This is a genomic window from Bradyrhizobium sp. 2TAF36 (genome assembly GCF_052114925.1).
Classification (GTDB): domain Bacteria; phylum Pseudomonadota; class Alphaproteobacteria; order Rhizobiales; family Xanthobacteraceae; genus Bradyrhizobium; species Bradyrhizobium barranii.
Genome location: NZ_JBFRFR010000023.1, coordinates 71,055 through 89,199, shown reverse-complemented (window position 1 = coordinate 89,199; position 18,145 = coordinate 71,055). Strand labels below are relative to the sequence as shown.

The window sequence follows — 18,145 nt, the reverse complement described above, 5'->3', positions numbered from 1 at the left end:
CGGTGGGTTCCGGGGCCGTTTGCGTCACAATGTCCTGTCGCGTTAGCGCGTCGCGGCGCCGAGGTCCGCGCGGCGTTCGGTCATCGGCAGCACGATCACCTTGGTGCCGACGTTGACGCGGGAGTAGAGGTCGGTGACGTCGTCGTTGGTCAGGCGGATGCAACCGGACGAGACGTGCTTGCCGATCGTGTCGGGGGCGTTAGTGCCGTGGATGCGGTAGATGGTGCCGCCGAGATACATGGCGCGGGCGCCGAGCGGATTGCCGGGGCCGCCGGCCATGTGGCGCGGCAGATAGGGCTGGCGGGCGATCATTTCCGGCGGCGGGGTCCAATCCGGCCACTCGGCCTTCTTGGTCACCGACTGCACGCCGGACCAGGTGAAGCCGTCGCGGCCGACGCCGATGCCGTAGCGAACGGCCTGGCCATTGCCGAGCACGTAATAGAGATAGGTGTTGGGCGTATCGATGATGATGGTGCCCGGCGCCTCGCGCGTCGCGTAGGAAACCGTCTGGCGGCGGAAGCGGGCCGGCATCTCGACCGCGTCCTGATCCTCGGACGGCGCGGCCTGGTAAGGCGTGGCCTGATAGGGCTGGTAAGGCTGCGGCGCGGCCATCGGCGGCAGCGGCTGGAAGAACGGGAAGAGCTGCACGGGCGCAGCCTTGGCCGGACCGGCAAATGCGATTGCGGAGATCGCGATGGCGCTGAGCGCAACGGCGCGCGAATACGTCTTGAACGTGTCCAGATTGATCATTGATCGCCCCTGTTTGATCGGTGTTTCTTGACCACCGCGGCACCGTTTCGGTGCTCCGTTGCCCAAATCACTAACGACAAAACGTTTCGGGAGCTTTGCGCGGAAAACCGAAAACGGTTTCATGGCGGAAAGGATTTGTTTCATGACGGTTTCGTGGCGGCGCGGACCCGTTAACCAACAAAACAGCGGGCCGACACTTCTGTGACGTCACACGCCTGAAATATCCGTGGTTGATGGTCCTAAGCCGAGAATCATCAAACTCTCGGGATTTCCCCATGCGGGTATTAATCGCGACTGACGCCTGGCATCCGCAGGTTAACGGTGTGGTCCGGACGCTGACCTCGCTGGCGAACGCGGCCAAGGCGCTCGACGTCGAGATCGACTTCCTCACCCCGGACGGCTTTCGGTCCTGGCCGCTGCCGACCTATCCGGGCCTGCGCATCGCGCTGCCGAGCGGCAAGGAGATCGCGCGGCGGATCGAGAAGGCGGCGCCGGAAGCCTTGCACATCGCGACCGAGGGGCCGATCGGCTGGGCCGCGCGCGCCTATTGCCGCCGCAACCGCCTTGCCTTCACCACCTCCTACACGACGCGCTTTCCCGAATACGTCTCGGTGCGGACCGGTATCCCTGATGCCGTCGGCTATGCCGTGCTGCGCCACTTCCACGACGCTGCCGCCATGACCATGGTGGCGACGCCTTCGCTGCGGCAGGAGCTCTCCGAACGCGGCTTCAAGCGACTCGGCTTCTGGACACGCGGCGTCAACACCGAGCTGTTCCATCCAGACAGTCCGGCCAAGCTCGACCTGCCGGGTCCGATCTTCATGACCATGGGCCGCGTCGCCGTGGAGAAGAATCTCGAAGCGTTCCTCTCGCTCGACCTGCCCGGCACCAAGGTCGTCGTCGGCGACGGCCCGCAGAAGGCGGCGCTCGAAAAGAAATATCCGGATGCCGTCTTCCTCGGCGAGAAGAAGGGCGCGGATCTGACCGCGCATCTCGCCGCCGCCGATGTCTTCGTCTTCCCGAGCCTGACCGACACGTTCGGTGTGGTGCAACTCGAGGCGCTCGCCTGCGGCACGCCGGTGGCGGCGTTTCCGGTGACGGGCCCCAAGGACGTCATCGCCGATCATCCGATCGGCGCGATCGACCATGATCTGCGTACCGCGTGCCTCCGCGCGCTCACCATGTCGCGCGAGACCTGCCGTAACTTCGCGCTGGAGCGTTCCTGGGAAAACAGCGCGCGGCAGTTCGTCGGAAACCTCACCTCACTTCAGCCCAGCCGCATCCTGCGCGCCTCGCCGGTCATGGCGCGGCGGCCGGTGCGCGGCTGATCTGCAACGTTTGACCCACAGCGAGAACCTCATCGATGGCTAAGATCATGAACCTTGACGGTACCCAGCAGCTCGACCTCACCCGTGGCACGGTTGAGCAGGCCTATGACCGCTGGGCGCCCGTCTACGATCTCGTGTTCGGCGGCGTGTTCGCCAAGGGCCGGCAGGCCGCGATCGCGGCCACCAACAAGATCGGGGGCCGTGTGCTCGAGGTCGGCGTCGGCACCGGCATCTCGCTGCCGCTCTACGCGCCGCATCTGCGCATCTTCGGCACCGACATTTCGGAAGCGATGCTCGACAAGGCGCGCCAGCGCGTCACCGAGGGCAATCTGAAGAATGTCGAGGGCCTCGCGGTGATGGACGCCGAGAAGCTCGAATTCCCCGACAATTCCTTCGACGTCGTGATGGCGCAATATGTCGTCACCGCCGTGCCGAACCCGGAAGTGGCGCTCGACGAATTCGCCCGCGTGCTGCGCCCGGGCGGCGAGCTGATCATCCTCACCCGCGTCAGCGCCGATACCGGCATGCGCCGCTTCATCGAGCAGAAGCTCCAGCCGGTGGTGCGTCCGCTCGGCTTCCGCACCGCCGAGTTCGCCTGGTCGCGTTATGCGAAGTGGCTCTCCGGTGCCAAGGGCATCGAGCTCGCCGAGCGCCGCCTGATTCCGCCGCTCGGCCATTTCTCGCTGGTGCGCTTCCGCAAGGTCGACGTCGCCAAAGCAGCCTAAGTTGGGCTGTGTGAGCGGCGGCTCAAGCCGCCGCTCACGCGTTCGCGTGCGTCATCGCGCCGCTGCACATCGTCACATGACAAAATGATGATGTCACACGGCCTACATCGAATCCCTGTAAATCCTGAACCCGAAAGCATTTTGGGGGAGAGCATGATCAAGAATTATCTCGAGCAGCTGCGGATCCAGCGCTGGGACGACCATCGCTACTATCACCACAGCCGCATCAATCAGAGCCTGCACTTCGTCAGCGCGCTGAGCTTTCTCTTCGCCTATGTCTGGCTGTTCGTCGATCCCATGATCTCGGCGCTGGTCGGCTGGCTGGTGTCGATGACCTCGCGCCAGGCCGGTCACTTCTTCTTCGAGCCGCACGATTACGACCACATCAACCAGGCGACGCACGAGTACAAGGAGGACATCAAGGTCGGCTACAACCTTCAGCGCAAGGTGGTGCTGATGGCGATCTGGGCGCTGTCGCCGCTGGTGCTGGTTGTCGATCCGACGCTGTTCGGCCTGTTCACGCCCTGGGCGAGCGCGACCGATTTCATGCGGCAGGTCGCCAAGATCTGGCTCGTGATCGGCGGCGGTGGTCTGTTGTTCCGCACCGTCCACCTGTTCTTCATCCGCGACATCGAGACCGGCTTGGTCTGGATGACCAAGATCCTGACCGATCCCTTCCACGACCTGATGCTCTATCGTAGCGCGCCGCTCGCTTTGATGCGCGGCGAGCTGATGGATCCCGGCCTGCACCTCAACCCCGAGCACACGCTGGGCCTCATCTCCGAGCCCACGCTCGAAGAGCAGCACGCCTGAGCGCGCTGTTCTCACACAACACTCCGATGTCTGATGGTTGCGTCATGCCCGGCCTCGTGCCGGGCATCCACGTCTTGGGGATACCTTTAAAGTGACTCAGCGGAGCCCAGCGCTCTCTTCACCTCACCCCGCTTGCGGGGAGAGGTCGGATTTGCGCGTAGCGCAAAGCCGGGTGAGGGGGGCTCTCCGCGGGGGGACTGCTAGTGGATCGTTGATCAACTCTCACCGCATGCGCGGAGACTCCCCCTCACCCCGACCCTCTCAGCGCGAGCGTAGCTCGTCGCGGCCCCGCATCCGCCTTCGCCAAGGCTTCGGCGGACAAGGGCGGGGCGAGGGAGAAGGGAGGGCGGTGCTCGGGGTTAAGAGTGGGAAAGCCTCAGCGCCCAAAACGCTTGGCCAGCATCTCTTTCAAAATCTGCCGCTTGATATTCTTGTTGGTGAGCACGCCGTCGTGCCACCAGAAGCCGTCGGCCTTCATCTTCTCGGCCGCGCGGACGAAGCGCTCGGCGACCTCGGTGAAATCGGCGTCGGTGTAGTTCAGGCTGAAGATCAGCCGTCCGGTGCCGACCCAGCTCAGCGACAGGCCTTCGGCGCGCAGGTAATATTGCAGCATCCAGTTGTAGCGGGACGGGGTGGTGTACTTCACCGTCCAGATCGACGAGAAGTTGGCGAACCGCACCGGCAGGTTGGCATCGGTCATCATCTGGTTGAGCTTTTGCGCACGGCCGTTCCAGGTCGTGTCCAGGCCGTCGTAGATGGCACGGAAGTTCGGGCTGGCAAGCCGGCTCAAGAACTCGTCCATCGCCGTCATGACGTAGGGATGCGAGTTGAAGGTGCCGCGGGCGAAGCAGATGTCGGCGGGACGATCGTCGCGGAAGCGGCGCATCAATTCCTTCTTGCCGCAGACGACGCCGACCGGCAGGCCGCCGGCAAGGCTCTTGCCGTAGGTCACCATGTCGGCCTTGACGCCAAAGTACTCCTGGGCGCCGCCGGCGGCGAGACGGAAGCCGACGAAGACCTCGTCGAAGATCAGCGCGATGCCGCGCTCGGTGCAGACTTCGCGCAGCTTCTTCAGCCACTCGGTATACGCCGCGCGGTCAAAGTTTCCGCCGCGGGAGGAATCGACCAGCGAGGAATCGCCGGGCGCGTTGCCGTTCGGATGCAGGCCCTGCAACGGATTGACCAGCACGCAGGCGATGTCCTTGCGCGTGCGCAGCACGTGCAATGTCTTCTCGGACATCTCGGCGAGGGTGTAGGTCTCGTGCGCGGGAATCGGATTGCCGACGCCGGGCTGTACGTCGCCCCACCAGCCGTGATAGGCGCCGGCGAAACGAACGAGATGCGTGCGCTTGGTGTGGTAGCGCGCAAGCCGCACCGCCTGCATGACGGCCTCGGTGCCGGACATGTGGAACGAGACTTCGTCGAGGCCCGAGATCTGGCAGAGCCGCTGCACATTCTCGAGGATGACGGGATGGTAGGGGCCGAGCACGGGGCCGAGTGCATGCGCGCGCTTCTCCGAGCCCTCGATGCACTCCTTGTAGAAGTCGTTGCCGAAGATGTTGACGCCGTAGGACCCGGTGAGGTCGTAAGAGGTGTTGCCGTCGACATCCGTGACGGTGACGCCGCTGGACGATTCCATGAAGGTCGAGGTGCCCAGATGCTCGCGGACGAGGCGCGAGAACTGGAACGGCACGCGGTAGGTTTCGGTGAAGTGCAGGTCGGAGATCTTTTCCGCCGCTTCCTTCGTCATCGCGCGGCCCCTGGGGTAGCGCTCGGCGTAGAGGCCGGCGAGGCGGAAGAAGGCGTCCTTGCGCTGCTTCACCACGTTATCAGGCGCGCCGTCGCAGCCGAAATACTGATCGCCCTCGAACTCGTAGAACGGGAGCAGCTTGGCCACCCGGCGCGACATCTTGGAGTGCCCGGCGAGCGACCGGTGCTTGGCGCGGGAGAGTGCGATGCGCGCCTTGAGCTTCGGGAAGGCGGCGGCAGCGGACGCTGCGGCGGCCACGGAAAATGAGAGAATCGGGAGTGTCGTTTCCATGACAACAAGCGCTAATACTGCGAGCTGACAGATTCATGACAGTCAAAGCCCTCATCGCCTCTTTCACCCAGCAGGAAGACCTCAACTTCCTGTTGACCAACCGCATCCCCCGCGCGGCCCTGACCCGCTTCATGGGCCGGTTCTCCAAGATCGAGAATCCCCTGGTCCGGGACTTCTCGATCGCGCTGTGGAAGCTGTTTTCCGACCTCGATCTGTCGGAGGCGCGCAAGACCCACTTCAAGAGCCTGCACGACTGCTTCACCCGGGAGCTCAAGCCGGGGCTGCGGCCCTTCGATCCAGACCCTTCCATTGTCGCCAGCCCCTCGGACGGCATCGTTGGCGCCCATGGCCGGATCGTTGACACCGAGCTGTTCCAGGTCAAGGGTGCGCCCTATTCGCTGCTCGACCTGCTCGGTGACTCAGCGCTCGTGGATCAGCACCGCAACGGAAGCTTCGTCACGCTGCGGTTGACCTCGAGCATGTATCACCGCTTCCATGCGCCCTATGATGCGCATATCGAACGCGTCACGCTGATCCATGGCGACGTCTGGAACGTCAATCCGATCGCGCTGAAGCGGGTCGAGCGCCTGTTCTGCAAGAACGAGCGCGCGGTGATCCGCACGCATTTGTCGACCGGCGAAGCCGTGACGCTGGTGCCGGTCGCCGCGATCCTGGTCGCGAGCATCCGCCTGCACTTCCTCGACATGGTGCTGAACGCGCAGACTCGCGGCCCGGTCAATTTCCCCTGCGACGTCAACGTGACCAAGGGCGAGGAGCTCGGCTGGTTCGAGCACGGCTCCACCATCATCATCCTGGCGCCCGGTGATTTCAACTTCTGCGACGGCATCGGCGAGGGCACCCGCATTCGCGCAGGTCAAGCGCTGTTGAAGAAGAACTAGCCTTCAATCCGCCGCGTCGGCAGCCTATATCGTCGGCGGGCCGATTGGATCGACACGGAATCTTGTGATGGCGCGGGCGCCGGTGATGGCGGCGGGTGGTATTGTGCTGCGGCGTGGCGCGCCGCCGCTGGTTGCGGTCGTGCGCCAGCGCAAGCGCAACGAATGGGTTTTGCCCAAGGGCAAGCTCGACGACGGCGAGACGCCGAAGGAAGCCGCGCACCGCGAGGTGCTGGAAGAGACCGGCCACGATGTGGCCATCCACGAATTCCTCGGCACGCTCGTCTACCAGTCGGGAGGGCGCTCCAAGGTCGTGCATTTCTGGCGCATGGAGGCCGAGGGCGGTCCCGTTCGCAAGCTGATGAACGACATCAAGGCGGTCGACTGGCTGACGCTGGAGGATGCGCTCGCGCGCCTGTCGCGCGAATATGAGCGCGCGTTCCTGGTGCAGGTCGGTCCGATCGCGCTCGCGGCGGCCGGGCTGGCGTCTACGCCGGTGCCCGAGCCGGCGCCAGCAACCGACGACATCGATGCAGCTTTGCAAACCCTGACACCCGCTGAAGTCGCCTCAGTCGACGAGCTGCGTCATGGCCTGTTGCAGAAGGTGAAGGCCTGGTTGCGCGGCGAAGCGTGAGTTGTCTTTACGCTGCTTTGCTCGCGAGTTTGGAAACATCCGCGAGCTAGCAAGTTTGTGGGAGCCTTAGTTCCCTCCAAGTCGTCATTGCGAGCGCAGCGAAGCAATCCAGAGTCTCTCCGCGGAAAGATTCTGGATTGCTTCGCTTCGCTCGCAATGACGGAGGAGAGGGCCGCGCACTCGACGTCGACCCTCATGGTGAGGAGCGCGCGTCGCGCGTCTCGAACCATGCGGCCCGACTGTGGCCTCGCCCTTCGAGATGCTTGCTTCGCAAGCTCCTCAGGGTGAGGGGAGGCACCGTTCACCGCCGCTCTTTCTTCTCCTTCGGAGCGGGCGCCGGTCTGCGCGGTGCTGCGGGACGTTGCGCGGCGGGGAGGCGCTGCTGGAATCCGCCCTGGCGCTGGATGCCGCCTGGCTGCTGAGCCGCAGGCGGCTGGCCCGGCTGCAATCCGGTGCGCGGCGTTTGCGGCTGCGGCGCCGTGCCCGGCTGTGACGGCACGACTCCGCCGGGCTGCGCCGGGGTCTGTCCGTTTCGCTGTGGCTGCGTCTGCAACGCGCCGCCGGGCTGCGTGCCTTGTCCAGTACGCGGCGCACCTGCCGGCTGTCCCGCACCTTGCTGCTGACCTGGTTGCTGCTGGCCCTGCTGCTGCTGGCCTCGCTGCTGCTGACCCTGGCCCGCGCGCGGCGTACCCGGTTGCACGGCGCCGCCTTGTCCTTGCCGCTGCGGCGACTGCGCGCCCTGGCGGCCCGGCGTGCCCGGCTGCTGCTGGCCCGGACGGTTGTTCTGGCCGGGCTGGCCGTTCGGCCGCTGCGGCTGCTGACCGGGTGCTGTCGCCGGCCGCAATTGCTGCTGCTGCGGTGGCTGGGTCGGCCGCGGAATGCGGCTGATTGCGGTCGGATTGGCACGGCGGAAGTCGCGCTGCTCGGTGACGATCTGCCGGCCCGTGGTCTGCGCCAGATGCACCTGGCTGACGAAGCCGCGGTCGCGCGTGATCTGCTGCGGAGCGATCGTGATCGGCACGGCGGCAAAGCGCATGCCGCCTGTGCCTCCGGCGCCCGGGCGGATCGCAAAACCGCTTGCGGCCTGCGTCAAGGCGCCGAGTCGCGTGCCGCTGGTGCGATCGTTGACCTCGATGTGGCCGACCCGGCCGTCGGCGTCGGGATAGAGCTTGATGTTGACGTTATTCGCAGCACTGGCCGCCGCGCCTTCGGGAACGTCGACGACGCCGGTGGTGCCGCGGATGCCGAGCGTTGCGGTCGGCGTCGCGATCTTCATGTCGCCGGTCTTCGCCACGGCTGCTGCAACGAAGGCAACGGTGCCCTTGCCGATGTCGAAGATCGCCGAATTTTGCTTGCCGCCGTCCTCATAGACGTAATTGTCGATGGTGATCTTCGCGCTGGCGGAGAGGTTGAACGTGGTGGCGTCGTTGAAGGTGATGCCGAGCGAGGAGTTCGACGAGGTCTGCACGACGTCGTTGAGATAGATGTCGTCGCGCACGCGCAGCGGATACGAGTTCCTGTCGCGGACCACGGTCGCGATCCCCGTCACGGTCGCGACGTTGCCGATGGGCTCGACGGCGGCGGGTTGCGCGTCCGTGGCGGGCGCAGGTGAAGCCGACGGCGTCGGGGAGGGGGCGGGCGTTGGCTGCGCCTGGGGCTGGGCCTGCGCAAGCTCGATTGCATCGGATGCGAGCGCCACGCTCGCGCCGGCCAGCGGCAACGCCAGCAACGGAAGCGCAAAGACGAAGCGGCGCCAAGCCACCATTGATGTCACGAGGAAGTCCCGGTGAGAACGCGAGGCGAGATCGGCCGATATCAGCTGGGGTTAGCTGAATGGTGGATGAACATGTGTCGCATGGACGGGGCGAACGTTCAAACGACCTGCGATACGAGCGAATGAGCTCGGCCCTCTCTACTGCGTCATGGCCGGGCTTGTCCTGGCCATCCACGTCTTAACGCGCGTTACCGGGAACGTGGATGCCCGGGCCTTCGCCTCGCCGAAGCGGCTTCGGCCGCGCAGGCGGGACAAGCCCGGGCATGACGATCATTGTGCACCTGTCGAGGATGACATCGTTGATGTCAGCTGACGCGCTTCCAGGTCTGGCCGCCGCAGAACATGCCGCCGAAGGCGCAGCCCTGCACGCGCATCGCATTCGGGCCCTTCATCGCGATCGTGGAGTCGTAGTTGCGGCCGGAGTCGGGATCGTGGATGCGGCCGCTCCACTTCGCGCCGTCGGGCTTCATGTTGATCAGGATGCGCTCGTTGGACTTCATGGCGTAACCGCAGAGATTGGCGCCGCAATGTTCGACGCGGACATTGCCCTTGTTCTCTTCGGTCGCCCAGACGCCGATCGGCGTATTGGCGGCCGACGCCGGCGCGGCGGCCACCGGAGCCGGAGCGGGCGCAATCGCGACCGGTGCAGGCGCGGCAACGGGAGCCGCGGCGGGCGCGGTCTGCGCGGTGTTGTCGTAGCCGGCGGCCGGAGCGGCGGCAACAGTCGGAGCCGCGGGGGTGGCGACAGCAGGCGCGGCCGCCTGCACCGGCACCTGTTGCACGGGCTGCTGCTGCACCGGAGCCGGCGCCGGCTGTGCGGTCGTCGTGGACGGAGCTGGCGTGGTGTCGTCGTCGTCGTCCTTGGAGCCGCCGAGGCCCTTGAGATTGATGTTGTTCAGCTTGATCGGCTTGTCCGACAGGCCCGGCGCAACGATCGTCACGCAGTCGAGCGAGGCGCAGTTGCGCGGCGTCTCGATGCGGATGTGCTGGCCTTCGATCTGGAACGCAATCGAGTTGCCGGCATGCGCGGCGGCGGTCGAAGCGAGGAAGAGCGCGGTGGCGGCGATGGTGAGCTTGTTCATGGCAACCTCTGAAAATTGTGCCGGTCTGAACTGGTGTCGCTGGTGGATGAAGCGTGGTTCGACCCTACGCCGGGCCTGTCCCGACTTCTGTGATGGACGTCACAACGATCCGTGCCGGCTGGGTGAGGCAGCGCACATTCAGCGGCGGGTCGTCCTGCGTAACCTCGTGGCGACACAGAGGGAGGCACCGATGAAGCGGCTTGCGACATCGCTTGGCACATTGATCGCTTTGGTGGCGATGGCGTCTTCAGCGCATGCCGGTGCCTACACCTTCTCGATCGGCGGCCACCGGTTTCATGTCGAGGCGCCGCGGAATTGCCGGTCTGCTTCCTGTGTGTCGGTTTCATCCAATCGCAGCCTCCGGCGGACGATCGATGCCGATACGACACCTGCTCCGCTGCCCGTAGTCGCGCCGTCGCAACCGGCTTGTCCGGCAGCTCCGGTCAGGCCGGCGCCAGCGGCCGTCGTCGTGGCACCACCCGCGCCGCCCGCCCCCGTCATGGCCGCGGCCACATCGCAGCCCGTTGTCTTGCCGCCGCCAAGACTCGAGGCGCCGAGCCCCAATCCGCCGAGAGTTGAGCTGCCGCGCATGGATCCGCCGAAGACGGTCATGCTCGATCCGCCGCGCATGGAGGTGACGGCCGTCGCTCCGAGGCCCGACGAGACTTCATCGATCGCCCAGCGCAGCGATGACGAGCCGGCTTATTCGCCGCTCGGCGAATGGGAGAGCCCAGGCGCGAAGGGCACGGTTCGCGTCGAACGCTGCGGCGCCGCGCTGTGCGGCTATGCGCTGACCGAAGCCTCGAGCCGGGGCGAAAGCGTGCTCGTCAACATGAAGCCGAAAACGCACGATTCCTGGACCGGCAGCATCTACAGCCGTTCCAGCGGCAGCACCTATTATGGGACGATGACGCTGACGGCTTCCGGCAGGCTTCGCGTCGAAGCCTGCGCGCTCGGCCGCTTCTGGTGCTCCGGCAACGACTGGACGCGCGTCGAGGAGCGGCAGCAGAAGGTGATCACGACATCACAGCAGTGGGGGGCAAGGTCGTAGTCTTTCGCGGGCAGGCGTGCTGCTTACCCTCTCCCGCAAGGGGAGAAGGAAAAGAAAGATCCCCTGTCCAATTTGTAATCGTCCCGCACCGAACCTGCATCTCGCTTGCACGCGACCGATGGCTGACGACGCATGCAAGGAGAGCCACCATGAAACGTCTCGGCCTCATCGCCGCGCTGCTGATCGGCAGCGCGGTCCCGGCCCACGCCGACACCGACATCTGGAACAACAGGCTGAAGCAGCAGCGCGGCGACGATGCGCTGCATGTCGACAGCGCGTTCTGCGACGCGCAACTCGGCGCGCCGCAGAACGGCACGGCGACTTCGGCGCAATACAAGCGCTGCATGCGGACGCGGGGCTGGCGCTTCAGTCATACGGTTCGCGAGAAGGACGACGGCTATCCCGATCCTGATAATCCCGGTCTCGTCTGCCACGACTTCAAGATTGGCGGCGTCACGGGATCGTCCTGTTCGAATTTCTGAGCACGGCAATAGGCCCGGCGGCCGGATGATCCGGCGCCGCCGGGCAAGCCCGTGATGCGGTCGGTGATGTCTCTAGATCATGCCGAGCACGATGGCGCCGACAAAGGCCATGGCGAGGCACGCGGTGATAACGCTCAGTCTCCCGGCGAACGTCATAAGGTCGCTCCCGCTGCTGTCCCCCGTGCGAGCGCATCATGGTTAACAGAGAGTCTCTCTCCGAAAAAGTCAGCCTTGCTTCCGCTGCTGCCTGGCGGCGTACGCGCGTGCGTGCCGGTATGGTTAAAGAACACTGAAATCAACACGTTGAAGAGTCTTTAAGTAAATTCACCGAACGTGCGTGCATGACGCGCGGAGTTCGTTTGTATCTCGTCGGCTCCATCGTCCTTGTTTCGCTTGCGGGTTGCGGACGCGGCTTTTTCCAGGCCGAACGCGAACCGTGGCGGGCCGAGGCCGAAGCCGCATGCCTGAAATCGGGCGCGGTGAAAGAGGGGCCGGATCTCGTCCGCATCGAGCCGATCTCGGGCCCCGGCATGTGCGGCGCCGAGTTCCCGTTGAAGGTCGCCGCCATCGGCGAAGCCTCGGGCAGCTATGGCTTTGCCGACGAGGAACTGCGTCCGCCGGGGAGTGTCGGCGGCCAGCCGCGATGGCCGGTGACGCAGCCGCGATCGAACCCTCCGCAGAGCCAGAACTATCCGTCATCCTCCTATCCGCAGCGGTCGAACTATCCCGAGAGCGCGGTGCGCCAGCCCTCCGGCTACGGCAACGCGCCCGGCCCGATGTCGCTGAACGCGCCCGGCGTGGCCCAGCAAGAGGACGAAATCGACCTGCCGCCCGAAGGCACCGACGCCGCGGGCGCCGCACGCTACATGAATGCGCCGAGCTATCCGGCGCGGCCGGCGCCGTACTCGCAGGCGCCCGCGCAGCAACCTTTGCCGCGTCTTGGTCCGGCGCAGGGCAATCCCGTCATCGCCGTCGGCCCCGTCGCGATCAAGCCGACCGCGACGCTCGCCTGTCCGATCGTGTCCGAGCTCGATCGCTGGCTCGCCGACACCGTGCAGCCATCGGCGATGCGCTGGTTCGGCGCCCGCGTCGTCGAGATCAAGCAGATCTCCGCCTATTCCTGCCGCGGCATGAACGGCAACTCGCACGCCCACATTTCCGAGCACGCCTTCGGCAACGCGCTCGACATCGCCGCCTTCGTGCTCGCCGACGGCCGCCGCGTCACCGTGAAGGACGGCTGGCGCGGCATGCCGGAAGAGCAGGGGTTTTTGCGCGACGTGCAGTCGGGCGCGTGCGCGCATTTCACCACGGTGCTGGCGCCGGGCTCGAACGTCTATCACTACGATCATATCCACGTGGATCTGATGCGCCGCGCCAGCCGCCGCCTGATCTGCCAGCCCGCCGCCGTCTCGGGCGACGAGGTCGCCGGCCGCGCCCAGCAGCGCAACCCTTACGCCGGTCGGCGTGATCCCTATGTCACGGGCTCGCTCGGAACGCGCAAGAGCGCGACGCGCAAGCAGGAAGAGGACGAGTACGCCGACGAGTAAGATGCCCGCCGATATCGTCCGCTATCTCACCCATCCGCAGGTGCAAATAGATCCCACGGTGCCCGTGCCGCAATGGGGCCTGAGTTCGGTCGGTCGCGCGCGCACTGAGACCGCGGCGAATGCGGGCTGGCTCGCGAGCACCACGCAGATCGTCTCGAGCGCCGAGCGCAAGGCGATCGAGACCGCGGAGATCATCGCGGGCCGCCTCGGACTCATGATCGAGATCCGCGAGGCCATGCATGAGAACGACCGTTCAGCGACCGGCTTCCTGAAACCGGCCGAGTTCGAGGAGGTCGCCGACCAGTTTTTCGCGCAGCCACATCTCAACGTCCGCGGCTGGGAGCGCGCCGTCGATGCGCAGGCGCGCATCGTGCGCGAGACCGAGGCGGTGCTATCCCGCAATCGCCCGGGCGACGTTCTCTTCGTTGGCCACGGTGCCGTCGGCACGCTGCTGTTCTGTCACCAAGCCGGTCATGCCATCGATCGCGTTCACGATCAGGCGGCCGGCGGCGGCAATTGCTTCGCATTCACCCGGGAGGGGCGCCGCGTCCTGCATGGGTGGCGCAAGATGGAAGAGATCGGGGCCTAGTCCCTGGGTGCCGGACAGTCACTTCGAGGCCGGCTTCGACGGTGCGGGGACCAGCCCCATGCACCGCTGCACCTCGCCCGGAACGTTGTAGGTCCGCATGATATGGCGGCTGTCGCGCAAGCCGGTCGCCTCCCGTTGCACCACGAGCATCCAGAGCGCCTGGCCGGCTTCCATCACCAGCTTGCGCCGCGCCGCTTGCATTGAGGCCGGCACTTCCGAGCGCGCGTGAGCGGCGTCGAATTCGCGCAGGCGCGCAAGACTCTGTTCGAGTGCACTGCCCATCCGTCCAAGCGCTGAGGCCTGTTCCTGGACGATCTCGTAATGGAGGATATCGACAGGCGGGCGAAGATCACGGGACATGGCGCTTAATATAATGCCGCGGCAGCGGGCTGCGCAACGAGTGGCACGCCGCTGCTACTTCGCGCGGTACGCCGCCAGAAACATCCGCGTCGCGCTGTCGACGACCTCGGTCATGCGCTCTTCCGACGGCGCAGGCGCGGCCTGGAAAACGAACGGCAGGAAGAGCGAGGCCTTGCACAGCTCCATGAACTGTGACGCTGCCAGATCGCAATCGTCGATCTTGAGGTCGCCGGAGGCGACATGGATTTTGAGATATTCGGAGAGCCGGTTGATGGTCTTGTCCAGCACGCGCAGATAATAGCGGCGGCCCACGTCAGGCATGCGCTCGGCGATCGCCATCACGGTGCGGATCGCCGAACCGCCGCCGGGCCGGCACAGCAGATGGATATAGGCCTGGCCAAAATCCTTCAGCGTGGTCTCGGCGTCGCGCGCGGGATCGAAATTGAAAACGACCTGGCCGTGCTGGAGCGCCTCCTGCTCGAGGATGGCTTCGAACAGCGCGCATTTGTCGGCGAAGTAGACGTAGAGCGTGCCCTTGGAGACCTGCGCCGCGCGCGCGATCTCGCCCATGCTGGCGCCGTCGAAACCGAGATCCATGAACACCTTGCGGGCTCCGTCCAGGATCTGGCGGCGCTTGGAGCTGTCCTCCTCTTGGACGACGTGGAGATGTTCGCGGCCGGCTACAACCATTGGTTCAGCGTCTCGGAAGGTTTCTGGATCGGGCCCGACCCATGAAACCCAAATAAAGGATTCGGGCCAGTAGGGTCCTGCCCGGGAATATTATCTATGTTGACCGAACCGTTCGGTCAATGATATTTGGAATGGGCGAAAGGGAACCGGCCGCAGGAGGGCCGTCCCTGGTCGCCGCTTTTTTTGTTGGGGAGGCCTTTATGGCCGTATCGAGAGACCAGGCTGCGCGCGTCCTTCGCCAGGAAGCGGTGGAGACGACGCCGGGGCATGCCGGCAGTGAAGCTGCGACCGAGAAATCCGTCGCCCTTGCCGAGCAGTTGCGCTCTCATGTGGCCGAGGAAACCAAGCGCCGCACCAATGAGGCGCCGGAGACGCCCGTGACCGACAAGCCGGCTGCACCCGCTGCCGCCGACGCGCCGAAGCCCGGCAAGCGCAAATTCGTCCTGATGGGTGTTGGCCTCGTGCTGGCGCTCGCGGCCGCGAGCTATGCCGGCTACTACACGCTGGTCGGCCGCTTCTACGTCTCCACCGACGACGCCTATGTCCGCGCCAACAACACCATGCTGGGCGCGCGCGTTGCCGGCCACATCTCTTCGATCCTCGCCGGCGACAACACGACCGTGCGCGCCGGCGACGTCGTCTTCCGCATCGATGACGGCGACTACAAGATCGCGGTCGATGCCGCCGCGACCAGGATCGCGACCCAGCAGGCCACCATCGATCGCATCGGCCGCCAGATTGCAGCGCTCGACAGCCAGGTTGCACAGGCCAAGGCGCAGCTCGTCTCGGCCGAGGCGGGCCTCAAGCGCGCCGATCTCGATTATGAGCGCCAGCAGGCGCTGAGCAGCAAGGGCTTTGCTTCGCGCGCCACGTTCGAAAGCTCGGAAGCCGGACGCGACCAGGGCGCCGCCGCGGTCAAGGCCGCCCAGGCCGCCTACGACGTCGCGGTCAGCAATGTCCACGTCACCAAGGCGCAGCAGGCCGAAGCGCAGGCGCAGCTCGCCGAGCTCAAGACCTCGCTCGCCAAGGCCGAGCGCGATCTCGCCTTCACCGCGGTGCGCGCGCCGGTCGACGGCACGTTCTCGAACCGCCTGGTCAGCGCCGGCGACTTCGTCGCGGTCGGCCAGCGTCTCGGCAACATCGTGCCGCTCGACGACGTCTATATCGACGCCAATTTCAAGGAAACCCAGCTCAAGCGCATCCGTCCCGGCCAGCCGGTGACGATCAAGGTCGATGCCTACGGCATGCGCAAGTTCTCCGGAATCGTCGACAGCATCGCAGCGGGCTCCGGCTCGGTGTTCACGCTGCTGCCGCCCGACAACGCCACCGGCAACTTCACCAAGATCGTGCAGCGCGTGCCGGTCCGCATCCGCGTGCCGAAGTCGGTGGCGAAGCAGAACCTGCTCCGCGCCGGCATGTCGGTCTATGCGACCGTCGATACCAACAAGGGCGCCGCCGACGCCGACAGCGAGATCGATCTCGACGATCCCACCGCGATCCACCCGCAGTAGCCACAAATCGAGCGCTGCGAGGTCAGACCATGGCCAACGCCACCACCGCCTCACCCGCCATGATGGCGAACCCCGACTCGGAGCGCATCGCGCCGAAGCGGCTGTTCGCCTTCATCATCATGGTGTTCGGGATGTTCATGTCGATCCTGGACATCCAGATCGTCTCGGCGTCCCTCAGTGAAATCCAGGCAGGCCTGTCGGCAAGCTCCAGCGAGGTCGCCTGGGTCCAGACCGCCTATCTGATCGCCGAGGTGATCGCGATCCCGCTGTCGGGCTTTTTGTCGCGCGCTTTCGGCACGCGGCTGCTGTTCGCGATCTCGGCCGCGGGCTTCACCGCCTCGAGCCTGCTCTGCGGCTTCGCCACCACGATCGAGGAGATGATCCTCTGGCGTGCCCTTCAGGGCTTTTTGGGCGCCGGCATGATCCCGACCGTGTTCGCCTCGGCCTATACTGTATTCCCGCGCTCCAAATTCCACATCGTCGGTCCCATCATCGGGCTTGTTGCGACCCTGGCTCCCACGATCGGCCCGACGGTCGGCGGCTACATCACCGATCTGATGTCGTGGAACTGGCTGTTCTTCATCAACGTCGTGCCCGGCATCGGCATTACGCTGGGCGTGCTGGCGCTGGTCGATTTCGACGAGCCGCATTTCGAGCTGCTCGACCGCTTCGACTGGTGGGGCCTGCTCTTCATGGCCGGCTTCCTCGGCACGCTGGAATATGTGCTGGAGGAAGGTCCGCAACATGAGTGGATGCAGGACACGTCCGTCGCGATCTGCGCCTGGATCTGCGCGGTCTCGGCGATCGCCTTCTTCTGGCGCGTGTTCACCGCGGCCGAGCCGATCGTCAATTTGCGCACCTTCTCCAACCGCAATTTCGCGGTCGGCTGCGTCCTGCAGTTCTGCATCGGTATCGGGCTCTACGGCCTGACCTACATCTATCCGCGCTACCTCGCCGAAGTGCGCGGCTACAGCGCGCTGATGATCGGCGAGACCATGTTCGTCTCGGGCATCACCATGTTCCTGGTCGCGCCGCTGGTTGGCCGTCTCATGGTGAAGGTCGACATGCGCTACATGATCGCGTTCGGCCTCATCGTGTTCGCGATCGGCTCCTACCAGATGACCTGGATCACGCGCGACTACGATTTCTACGAGCTGCTGGTGCCGCAGATCCTGCGCGGCATCGGCATGATGTTCGCGATGGTGCCGACCAACAACATCGCGCTCGGAACGCTGGCGCCCGACAGGGTGAAGAACGCCTCCGGCCTGTTCAACCTGATGCGCAATCTCGGCGGCGCGGTCGGCCTTGCCGTCATCAACACCGTGCTCAACAACCGCACCGATTTGCACATCACCCGCCTTCAGGAGCGGGTGACCTGGGGCAATGCGACCGCGACCGAAACCCTGACCATGTTCATGCAGAAATTCCAGGGGCTCGGCGATTCCACGCTGATGGCGATGAAGCAGCTCAGCCAGATCGTGCACCGCCAGGCCGTGGTGATGAGCTTTGGCGACGCCTTCTTCGCGCTGACGCTGTTCTATCTCGGCCTCAGCCTGCTGGTCACGCTGCTGAGCAAACCGGCCTCGATGACCGGTGGCGGCGACGCGCATTAGGCAAGCGGCTTACGAGGTGTCATCGCCCGCGGAGGCGGGCGATCCAGTACTCCGCAGCGGAAGTTGTGTGAGCTAACTATCGCCGCGGAGTACTGGATGCCCCGGTCAAGCCGGGGCATGACAGCGGAGATTGAGGCGGCGGCGATGCCGGACCAAGGCGCCACGCACCAAATTGCAACACTCGTCCGTGAATTCGCGGGGGCCCCGTTGCAAACCGGAAACGATACATCTATAAAGCGCACCTCATTCAATCGAGCCA

General features: G+C 65.4%; 17 protein-coding genes. 11 read left to right on the top strand and 6 right to left on the bottom strand.

Annotated features, from left to right (window positions below; translation table 11 throughout):
- Positions 1 to 42: 42 nt before the first annotated feature.
- Positions 43 to 750: a L,D-transpeptidase gene (locus AB4Z51_RS15135; RefSeq protein WP_085405125.1), complete on the bottom strand. Its 708-nt coding sequence runs from the start codon at positions 748 to 750 to the stop codon at positions 43 to 45.
- 275 nt (positions 751 to 1,025) lie between these two features.
- Between AB4Z51_RS15135 and AB4Z51_RS15130 the strand changes: the two genes are divergently transcribed.
- From AB4Z51_RS15130 to AB4Z51_RS15120, 3 genes are all read left to right on the top strand, one after another.
- Positions 1,026 to 2,078, top strand: coding sequence for a glycosyltransferase family 4 protein (locus AB4Z51_RS15130; RefSeq protein ID WP_085405124.1), 1,053 nt, complete (start codon positions 1,026 to 1,028; stop codon positions 2,076 to 2,078).
- A gap of 35 nt (positions 2,079 to 2,113) precedes the next feature.
- Positions 2,114 to 2,803, top strand: a complete 690-nt coding sequence (locus tag AB4Z51_RS15125; protein WP_063981512.1) for a class I SAM-dependent methyltransferase — start codon at positions 2,114 to 2,116, stop codon at positions 2,801 to 2,803.
- Between the two features lie 153 nt (positions 2,804 to 2,956).
- On the top strand, positions 2,957 to 3,616 hold the full coding sequence (locus AB4Z51_RS15120; RefSeq protein ID WP_085405123.1) for a hypothetical protein: 660 nt from the start codon (positions 2,957 to 2,959) through the stop codon (positions 3,614 to 3,616).
- Positions 3,617 to 3,992: 376 nt separating this feature from the next.
- Here AB4Z51_RS15120 and AB4Z51_RS15115 read toward each other — a convergent pair whose 3' ends face one another.
- On the bottom strand, positions 3,993 to 5,657 hold the full coding sequence (locus AB4Z51_RS15115; RefSeq protein ID WP_085405122.1) for an aminotransferase class III-fold pyridoxal phosphate-dependent enzyme: 1,665 nt from the start codon (positions 5,655 to 5,657) through the stop codon (positions 3,993 to 3,995).
- Positions 5,658 to 5,692: 35 nt separating this feature from the next.
- Between AB4Z51_RS15115 and asd the strand changes: the two genes are divergently transcribed.
- Both asd and AB4Z51_RS15105 read left to right on the top strand, forming a co-directional pair.
- Positions 5,693 to 6,556, top strand: coding sequence for an archaetidylserine decarboxylase (asd, locus tag AB4Z51_RS15110; RefSeq protein WP_441497597.1), 864 nt, complete (start codon positions 5,693 to 5,695; stop codon positions 6,554 to 6,556).
- 67 nt (positions 6,557 to 6,623) lie between these two features.
- The gene (locus AB4Z51_RS15105) at positions 6,624 to 7,187 is read left to right on the top strand and encodes an NUDIX hydrolase (protein WP_085405121.1); all 564 of its coding nucleotides are present in this window, start codon (positions 6,624 to 6,626) and stop codon (positions 7,185 to 7,187) included.
- A 301-nt stretch (positions 7,188 to 7,488) separates the two neighbouring features.
- Here AB4Z51_RS15105 and AB4Z51_RS15100 read toward each other — a convergent pair whose 3' ends face one another.
- Positions 7,489 to 8,952 (bottom strand): FecR domain-containing protein, encoded by a 1,464-nt coding sequence (locus tag AB4Z51_RS15100; protein WP_167767975.1) that lies wholly within the window; start codon positions 8,950 to 8,952, stop codon positions 7,489 to 7,491.
- A 314-nt stretch (positions 8,953 to 9,266) separates the two neighbouring features.
- On the bottom strand, positions 9,267 to 10,043 hold the full coding sequence (locus tag AB4Z51_RS15095) for a DUF2147 domain-containing protein (protein ID WP_085399258.1): 777 nt from the start codon (positions 10,041 to 10,043) through the stop codon (positions 9,267 to 9,269).
- Between the two features lie 190 nt (positions 10,044 to 10,233).
- Between AB4Z51_RS15095 and AB4Z51_RS15090 the strand changes: the two genes are divergently transcribed.
- The 4 genes from AB4Z51_RS15090 (at position 10,234) to AB4Z51_RS15075 (ending at position 13,712) form a co-directional block, all read left to right on the top strand.
- The gene (locus AB4Z51_RS15090; RefSeq protein ID WP_085399259.1) at positions 10,234 to 11,094 is read left to right on the top strand and encodes a DUF2147 domain-containing protein; all 861 of its coding nucleotides are present in this window, start codon (positions 10,234 to 10,236) and stop codon (positions 11,092 to 11,094) included.
- Between the two features lie 149 nt (positions 11,095 to 11,243).
- Complete coding sequence (locus AB4Z51_RS15085) at positions 11,244 to 11,576, top strand: hypothetical protein (RefSeq protein WP_085399260.1); 333 nt, start codon at positions 11,244 to 11,246, stop codon at positions 11,574 to 11,576.
- A gap of 341 nt (positions 11,577 to 11,917) precedes the next feature.
- Positions 11,918 to 13,123, top strand: coding sequence for an extensin-like domain-containing protein (locus AB4Z51_RS15080; protein ID WP_135214108.1), 1,206 nt, complete (start codon positions 11,918 to 11,920; stop codon positions 13,121 to 13,123).
- 1 nt (position 13,124) lies between these two features.
- Positions 13,125 to 13,712 (top strand): histidine phosphatase family protein, encoded by a 588-nt coding sequence (locus tag AB4Z51_RS15075; RefSeq protein ID WP_085399262.1) that lies wholly within the window; start codon positions 13,125 to 13,127, stop codon positions 13,710 to 13,712.
- 18 nt (positions 13,713 to 13,730) lie between these two features.
- On the opposite strand, the gene AB4Z51_RS15070 is transcribed toward AB4Z51_RS15075, so the two are convergent.
- Positions 13,731 to 14,072, bottom strand: coding sequence for a DUF6665 family protein (locus tag AB4Z51_RS15070; RefSeq protein ID WP_085399263.1), 342 nt, complete (start codon positions 14,070 to 14,072; stop codon positions 13,731 to 13,733).
- Between the two features lie 54 nt (positions 14,073 to 14,126).
- A complete protein-coding gene (locus AB4Z51_RS15065) occupies positions 14,127 to 14,762 on the bottom strand; it encodes a TetR/AcrR family transcriptional regulator (protein ID WP_085399264.1) in 636 nt (211 codons plus the stop codon).
- A gap of 200 nt (positions 14,763 to 14,962) precedes the next feature.
- Between AB4Z51_RS15065 and AB4Z51_RS15060 the strand changes: the two genes are divergently transcribed.
- Positions 14,963 to 16,273: an HlyD family secretion protein gene (locus AB4Z51_RS15060; RefSeq protein WP_085399265.1), complete on the top strand. Its 1,311-nt coding sequence runs from the start codon at positions 14,963 to 14,965 to the stop codon at positions 16,271 to 16,273.
- 29 nt (positions 16,274 to 16,302) lie between these two features.
- A complete protein-coding gene (locus AB4Z51_RS15055; RefSeq protein ID WP_085399266.1) occupies positions 16,303 to 17,886 on the top strand; it encodes a DHA2 family efflux MFS transporter permease subunit in 1,584 nt (527 codons plus the stop codon).
- Positions 17,887 to 18,145: the final 259 nt, after the last annotated feature.